We start from the raw sequence: 7674 nt of genomic DNA, 5'->3' as shown, positions 1-7674 counted from the left end.
CGCCGCACCGCTGCCGCTGGCCCAGGTGGACCACCACCTCTTCGGGCCCGGACGCGCCTACACTCTGGAAAGCACCCACATCTACTTCGCCGACCTCGCCCGCCTCTACGGGCTGACCCACGGCGCCGACTACTTCGACGGCCGGACCCGCAACTCGTTCACCGAGATGGCCGGCGCGGCCGCCGCACCGCTGGTGTCCGGTGCCCCCTTCGACCTCGTGATCATGGCACACAGCACCCCCGATCCGGAGCCCGGATGGCCGGGCCCGTCACTCACGAACGCCCTGCCGGGCGGCCCGATCGCCTTTGGTATCGCCGAGCAGGGCGCCGCCGCCGCGGCCACGGCGCTGCGCATCGCCGCCGAGTACGCGGCGGCGGCCGGCGCCCGCCGCTCGCTCGTGCTCGTGCTGGAGCAGAGCGTCCTGCTGCACGACCTCCCGCTGCCGTCCGGGGTCATGCTGCCGGAGCGCGACTCCGTCGCCGCGATCGTCGTGGACGCCGCCGAGCCGGCCGGCACCGTGACCCCCCGCCAGTTCGCCGACGTAGCACCGGAGGAGGTCCGCACCGTCCTGAGCGAGGCGCTCGGTGACGCCACGGAGGTGATCGCCGGCCCGGGTCTCGACCCGGAGCGCGACATTCCCGCCGGCCGGCGGGTCACCGCCGCGCCGCGCGGGCTGCCCGCCACGGGCCTGTGGGCCGGGCTCGCCGCCGAGCTGCCGGCCCGCCGCGCGCGCGGCGGCCGCGTGGTGCTGGCCGACTACGACCGCGAGCTGCGGTACGCGCACACCTACGAGGTCGTGTTCGGCCCGGAGCGGTCGGCGTGACGGCCGCGCGCCAGGGCGGCCGAGCGGGACGCGGCACCCGCTGGACCGCCCGTCTGAACTGGGCGGACATCCGGCGCGGCTGGCCGCGCGGACCCGCCCCGACCCCCTAGGGTGCATCGGAGCCGGCGCGGTCGGCGGCCGCCCCCGACCAGCGGGCCCGCCGGCCGGACTCCGCCAGGACGCCGGCGGCACCCCGAAACGAACCGTTGCAGGAACTGTCCAGGGAAGGCCCGACTGTGAGCGATACGACCGACGGCGCGCGCGATCCGCTACGCGGCATCGACGCCGGGAGCGCACCGGGGGAGGGGAGGGCAGCCGCTCCGCCCGGGGAGGCCCCGGACGCGGGTCCGCCCCCCGGTGGGGCGCCCCCGCCGACCCGCCGGACCGTCCTGGGGCTCGCCGGACCGATGACCCTCGCGGAGGTCGTCGACCTCCTCGTCGTGGTCGGGGTGGTGGCCCTGATGGGGCGTATGGGCGATGAGGCGCTGTACGTCCGCTCGCTCTACATGCCCATCGGCTTCCTTTTCATCGCGGTCTTCACCGCCTTCGAGATCGCCAACCAGGTCTCGGCGGCCGTGAGCAGGGGGCGAGGCCGGCCGCAGGACGTGCTGGCCATGGCGTTCAGCCTGCTGCGGATCTGGGCGGTCGTGGCCGTGGTGCTGTTCGGCTCGCTGGTGCTCGCGGGGCCGGTCTTCGCCGACGTCCTGGACGTCGCTCCGGAGTCGCAGGCCGACTTCCGCTCCTTCCTGTTCTGGATGTCGCTCGCGGAGCTGTCGCATATCGCCCCCGTCCTGTGCGCGTCCAGCCTGCGCGGATACGGGCACGCGCGCGCGGCGGCCGCCGTGACGCTCTGCGACGCCGCCGTGCACTTCGGGATCGTCGCCGTGCTCGGCCTCGGGGCCGGCATGGGCGTGCTCAGCGTGCCGCTCGCCGGAGTGCTGTCCAGCGTCGTTGGGGTCACCATCGGGCTGGTCTGCCTGCGCCGCACGGGGCTGTGGGTGCCGCGCACGCCCCGGCCCTGGCAGCCCTCGGCGTTCTCCCAGCTCGGCCGGGTGGGCGTCCCGGTGGCGGGCACCCACGTGGTGCTGTTCGGCGCGAACATGGGGCTGCTGTGGGTCCTGTCGCCCTTCGGCCCCGATGTGGTCTCCGGCTACTCCACCGCCGCGACCCTGCAGGGGCTGATCATCATGCCGGGCATCATGTTCGGCTCGGCCACCGCCATCATCATGAACCAGCAGATGGGGGCCGGCAGGTTCGACGTGCTGGGCCGGACGCTGCGCAGCGGTCTGGAGCTGGTCCTCGGCATCTACCTGGTGGTGGCGCTGGCGGTGTGGTTCGGCGGCGACCTGCTGGCCGGGCTCATGACACCGAGCCCCGAGATCGCGGCGCAGACCGCGAACTACCTGCACATCGTGGCCCTCACCTACCTGCTGCAGGGGCTGGTCCTGGCGTCGCTCACCATTCTGGAGCAGACCGGCGCCGGCCCGCTCGCCGTCACGCTGAACGTCATCTACTACGCGGCCGTCATCTGGGTCGGAGTCCTCGTCACCGCGGCCTTCCAGCAGCCGGAGGCGGTCTACCGGGTCGTCGCGGTGAGCAACCTGCTGGGGGTCTCCGTCCTCATCGTGGTCATCGTCTTCATACGCCGGCTGAGGCGGTCCGGGAGCCCGCTCATGGCGTCCGGATCACCGGGTTAGGGACACCGCGGCGCGCGGCGCCGCCGCCGGGCCGTGCGGTGCCCGGCGGCACCGCGGGCCCCGGGCGCCGCGGAGCGGACGAAAGGAAGTTCATGGTGCGGATCGCGCGGCACCGGGTGGCGTTCTCCGGACGCTCGGCGGAGGGACCGGCCACCTGGAGTCAGCGGCAGATGTGGCGGCTTATCCAGCTCCGGATGCCCGACACCGCCTTCTACAACCACTCGCTCGGGTTCGAACTCCCCGACGGGCTGGCACTCGACGACGTCCTGCGTCAGATCGGCCTGCTGGTGGAACGGCACGAGTCGCTGCGCACCCTCTTCCGGCACCGCGACGGTGAGCTCACCCAGCACGTGGTGGGGCCGGGCGAGCTGGACGTGGCGGTGCTGCTCGCCGACGGTGCGGCCGAATCCGACTCCCGGGAGCTCTTCATCGCGCACCAGCGCGGCATGTGCGCCACCGGGTTCGACTTCGCCGCCGAACTGCCCTTCCGGCCGCTCGTCGGGCTGGTCGACGGGACGCCGCGGGGGCTCGGGTTCTGCATGCCGCATGTCGCCGGCGACCTCCCCGCCACCCGCCTCATGGTGGCGGAACTGCGCACCGCCCTGGCGGCGGTCGCCGCGGGGGAGCCGCCGCCGACCGTCCCGGACACCCGCCAGCCGCTGGAGCAGGCCGCCTTCGAACGCTCGGCGCGCGGTCGCGCGCTCAACGACTCCGCGCTGCGGTACTGGCGCGCCCAGCTCGCCGAGTTCCCGCCCACCATGTTCCCCGGCCCCGCGCTGGAGGCGGCCCGTCCGCGGTTCCAGAGCGGCGCGCTGGAGTCGCGGGCACTGCGGCTGGCCCTCGACGTCCTCGCCGCCCGGTACCGGGTCACCGTGTCCACGGTGGCGCTGACGGCGGTCGCCGTCGTGCTCGGCGCCTACACCGGACTGCCACGGTGCGGAATGCAGCTGATCGTCGGCAACCGGTTCGTCCCGGAGCTGCGGCGGGCGGTGATGAACGTCATCCAGGAGGTGCCGATCTCGATCGACCTGCGGGCCGGCGCCTTCGGGGAGGTGGCCCGCGGTGCCTGGCGCACCGCGATGTCGGCCTACCGGCACGGCCGCTACGACCCTGACGACGCCGACGCGGCCGTGGCGGAGGCGGGCCGTGCACGCGGCACCGAGGTGGAGTTCGGGTGCTACTTCAACGACGTCCGGGTCCCGGCCGAGCCCGGTGGCGGGCCGGCGGCCGCCGCGACGGCCGAGGAGGTCCGCGCGGCGGTGCCGCGGAGCCGGTACGCACCGACGGACCTCCAGGAGCGGGAGACCGCCTACTTCGTGCTGATGGACGGCGGCGGCGTGCTGGGGGGCCGCGGCGACTCGGTGGTGCTGGAGCTCAGCGCTGACTCCCGGCGGATCCCGCCGCCGGAGATCGAGAACCTGCTGCGGGGTGTGGAGCGCCTGCTGGTGGAACTCGTCGGCCGGGAGATCCCGCCGGACGGGCTGGCCGCCGCCACCGGCGTCATGCCGCCGGCCGCGCTGACCGGCCGCGGGTGACGGTTCGGCCCTGACGGACCGGGCGGCGCCTGGTGGCGCCGCCCACGCTCGCGGCGGGGCGGCGGGGGAGCGGCGGGCCGGCTGGAGCAGGCCCGGCAGGACCGGGGCGGCGTTGGTCGCGCCGTGGACCACGAGCAGGAGCCGGCGCGCGGCGTCGCCGCCCGGGGCGCCGGGCACCTCCGCGCGGACCTCCCGGGGGAGGAGTGCGCGCGGCCGCTCCTCGATGGGCTCCTTCCGCTGGACGCGGAACGGGCGATGCGGGCGGACGCGGGGTGGACCTGCCTGGTCCGTGCCCGCGTCGACGTGTCGCTGGACGGACTACGTGCGGCGAGCTGGGCCGGCGAGCGGCACATCCGCCGCCCCGCCGTCGCCCACGGCCGCGGCGAGCGGCCCCCGGGGCGGGTGGGGGCGGACTCGCCGACGCCCGGCGCGACGCGCTCGTCGAGCGGCTGCACGTCATGGTCCGCGTGCGGCCGGGGCGATACGGCTGGTCGTTACGGCGTGGTTACGGTCCGGAGGGAGTACGGTCGCCGGCCGGTGCTCTCCGGCCGGTACCGGCCGCGGATCCGCGCGCTCTCGGGCGGAGGCCCTGCTCTGCCTCCCGGAAGCCGACGGATATGAGGGGATCGGCGAGTAATGTCGCTGAAAAATCATGGGGAGCGGGGATTCCCTCGTCAGTCTTTGCGCTGTTTTAATCGATCCTGCAGTTGGTATAAAGTCTTCGCTGCCGAAAAAACAATTATGAGGAGAGTCTTGTCATGGCGGACACTTACGTCCGGTATGTCAATTCCCCGGGTGTGACGACGTTGAGCGTCGCGCTCTTCATGGAAAATGAGGTACTGCGTCGTGGGCTGGACGATATGCTCCGATGTTCGCCGGCGGTGGGAGTTGTCCGGAACTGTGAGAACTTCACGGCCGTGGAAACCTGTGTCCGGTCCGGCGGCTGCGACGTCCTGATCGTCAGCGGGTCCGAGCGGGCCCGCGTCGGCGCCATCGCCGCCAGCGGCGAACGGCGCCGACCGAAGATCCTGCTGTTCGTCGACGAGTGGGACCTGCGCGCCCCCGAGGCCCTTGCCGACCTGCCGGTCGACGGGTTCCTGGCGCAGCGGGACCTGTCGGCGGAGTCCCTGTCGGAGACGCTCCGGCGGCTCGCGGTCGGCGACATCCCCATGCCGGTCGCGCTCGCCAAGTCGCTGCTGGCCCACGTGAGCGGGCAGTTCACCCCTTCGCCGTCGGTGCGTTCCGCGGTCTCCCTGACGAGCCGAGAACGGCAGACCCTGGAGCTGCTGGCCGAAGGGCTGAGCAACAAGCAGATAGGGACCAGGCTCGGAATCTCGCAGCACGGAGCGAAACGCCTGGTGACCAGTGTTCTGTTGAAACTTGGATCACCGAACCGGACCGCGGCGGTCATGACCGCTCTCAAAACCGGAATTATCGATTTCTCGCGGCCCGGATAGCGCCCCTCGGCGATTGGCCGAATCGCCCACGAATCACGACGCGGTCGCTTCCCCCGTGACACCGCCGTGAATTTTTTTCGCCATGACATCGGTCGACCCGGACGGCGCCACGCGGCGTCCGCAACGAAAGGCGGGCCATGGCTCTTGACCGCAGCACCGCACTGGTGCTCAAGCTGATGACGGCCGCCTATCCCGACCTCGGGAGAACGGTCACCGAGGCGAGCGAGGCACGCCGGCTGCACGCCCTGGCCCGGTTCCCCGAGGGACCCCCCATGGCCGGCGTACGCGAGCACACCATTGCGGGGAGCCCCGACATCCCGGTGCGGATCTACCACCCGCACACCGGGCGGTCCCCGCGCCCGGTGCTCGTCTACTTCCACGGCGGCGGTTTCGTGCTGTGCGGACTCGACTCCCACGACGGGATCTGCCGGCTGCTGGCCGACGGCACGGGTGCCGTGGTGGTCTCGGTGGACTACCGGCGCGCTCCCGAGCACCGCTTCCCCGCCGCGGTGGACGACGCCTACGCCGCCGTCCGCTGGGTGCACCGCCAGGCGGCCGAGCTGGGTGCGGATCCCGCCCGCGTGGCGGTCGCCGGGGACAGCGCGGGCGGCAACCTCGCGGCCGTCGCCTGCCTCCTGGCGCGCGAGCGCGGCACCCCGCCGATCGCGTTCCAGCTGCTCATCTACCCCGTGACCGACATCATGTCCACGCTGCCCTCCCGCCGGGAGAACGCGGACGGCTGCTTCCTCACCGCCACCCACCTGCGCTGGTTCCACGAGCAGTACCTCACCTCCCCCGAGGAGGCGGCGCACCCGCACGCCTCCCCGCTGCGCGCGCCCAGCCTCGCGGACCTGCCGCCCGCGCTCGTCGTCACGGCCGAGTACGACCCGCTGCGCGACGAGGGGGAGGCGTACGCGGCCCGGCTGGCCGCCGCCGGTGTGCCCGCCGCCGTCCACCGGGCCGACGGGCTCTTCCACGGGTTCTTCGGGATGTCGGCGATGCTGCCCGCCGCGCGGGCCACCGAGCACGCCGCCTGCGCGGCCCTGCGCGCGGCGCTGGTCCGGGACGCCCCCGCCGTCGGCGAGGACGGCGGGCCGGAGCGTTGGGAGGCCTCGCTGCCCGCGAGCGATGTACGGGGGACGGCCTGAGATGCGTGCCGACGGCCCCGGCCGGTGTCCGCCGCCCTACCGCGGCCGACGCGACTACTGCTACGCCGACTCGGTGAGCATGCTGCTCGCCGGCCACGGCCACCACGTCCCCTCCGAGCGGGTGGAGCTGCTCAGCGGCATCGGCCTGGGCGCGATGCTGTTCCCGGACGGCGTCCTGGTGCTCAGCCAGGTCTCCCCCGACACAGGGATCGACCAGGCGCTCGACCGGCTCGGCTTCGCCGTCCAGACGGAGCGGGACGGCACCGGCCCCGACTCCTGGCGGCGACTGGTCGAGCTGCTGCCGCACGGCCCGGTGCTGCTCGGTCCGCTGACGCTCGCCGAGCTGCCCTACCAGACCGGGCGGGTACCGGCCGACCACGAACGCTACGTGGTCGGCTACGCGGTCGAGCGCGACCACCTGCTGCTGCAGGACCCCGGCGGCGTCCCCCACGCCCACCTGCACCGCGAGGCGCTGCTGGCGGCCTGGCGTGCGGAACGGATCGGATTTCGCCGCGGCCGCTACCAGCTGTGGCACAGCCCGAAACGTGTCGGTGCCGAGCGGCCGCTGTACGAGACCGCCATGGCGGCCTTCCGGGCCGACTACGCCTACGCCGCCGCGGCACCGTGGCCCGTGGGGTCCGCGGCGCTCCGGAAGGGAGCCGACCACCTCACCGAACGCAACATCACCCGGATCGCCCGTTTCGAGCTGCCCCTGGCGGCGTTCCGGGCGGAACTGCTGGCCGAGTTCTTCCGCGATCACGACCATCCGGAGACCGCCCGCCTGTGTGAGCGCAAGGCCCGCGTCTGCGGGCAGGCGTACTGCGTGGGAGTCAGAGGGGAGCGCACCGAATTCACCCGTCTGCTGCGGCTGCTCGCCGAGATCGAGGACGAGTTCGTCGCGGATCTGCTCGGCAGCCCGCCCCAGTGCGGCCTCCCGAGCCCAGTGGGCCGCTGACCTCCGCGACACCCTTCGACCGAAAGCCGAGGCGATCACGATGGCCGTCCCGCCCAACC

At 73.5% G+C, this 7674-nt stretch carries 6 protein-coding genes; all 6 read left to right on the top strand.

What is annotated here, in order from left to right:
• Nucleotides 1-823: hypothetical protein (locus DEF28_RS27705; RefSeq protein WP_158562915.1), on the top strand; the 823-nt coding region annotated here is incomplete at its 5' end.
• A gap of 236 nt (nucleotides 824-1059) precedes the next feature.
• Entirely contained in the window at nucleotides 1060-2520 is a 1461-nt protein-coding gene (locus DEF28_RS24210; protein ID WP_147280259.1) for an MATE family efflux transporter, read from the top strand.
• A 92-nt stretch (nucleotides 2521-2612) separates the two neighbouring features.
• A complete protein-coding gene (locus DEF28_RS24205; RefSeq protein WP_114400463.1) occupies nucleotides 2613-4055 on the top strand; it encodes a condensation domain-containing protein in 1443 nt (480 codons plus the stop codon).
• A 758-nt stretch (nucleotides 4056-4813) separates the two neighbouring features.
• Nucleotides 4814-5512, top strand: coding sequence for a helix-turn-helix transcriptional regulator (locus DEF28_RS24195; RefSeq protein WP_114400461.1), 699 nt, complete (start codon nucleotides 4814-4816; stop codon nucleotides 5510-5512).
• 137 nt (nucleotides 5513-5649) lie between these two features.
• Nucleotides 5650-6660 (top strand): alpha/beta hydrolase, encoded by a 1011-nt coding sequence (locus tag DEF28_RS24190; RefSeq protein ID WP_114400460.1) that lies wholly within the window; start codon nucleotides 5650-5652, stop codon nucleotides 6658-6660.
• Nucleotide 6661: 1 nt separating this feature from the next.
• On the top strand, nucleotides 6662-7615 hold the full coding sequence (locus DEF28_RS24185) for a BtrH N-terminal domain-containing protein (protein ID WP_114400459.1): 954 nt from the start codon (nucleotides 6662-6664) through the stop codon (nucleotides 7613-7615).
• Nucleotides 7616-7674: the final 59 nt, after the last annotated feature.

It is taken from the genome of Marinitenerispora sediminis (genome assembly GCF_003336425.1).
GTDB lineage: Bacteria > Actinomycetota > Actinomycetes > Streptosporangiales > Streptosporangiaceae > Marinitenerispora > Marinitenerispora sediminis.
This window is presented reverse-complemented; position numbering and strand designations above follow the sequence as displayed.

What these genes read in the sequence shown, in the direction of transcription:
- DEF28_RS24195 (WP_114400461.1), top strand. Translation starts at nt 4,814, where the DNA reads ATGGCGGACACTTACGTCCGGTATGTCAATTCCCCGGGTGTGACGACG.
- DEF28_RS24185 (WP_114400459.1), top strand. Translation starts at nt 6,662, where the DNA reads ATGCGTGCCGACGGCCCCGGCCGGTGTCCGCCGCCCTACCGCGGCCGA.
- DEF28_RS24205 (WP_114400463.1), top strand. Translation starts at nt 2,613, where the DNA reads ATGGTGCGGATCGCGCGGCACCGGGTGGCGTTCTCCGGACGCTCGGCG.
- DEF28_RS24190 (WP_114400460.1), top strand. Translation starts at nt 5,650, where the DNA reads ATGGCTCTTGACCGCAGCACCGCACTGGTGCTCAAGCTGATGACGGCC.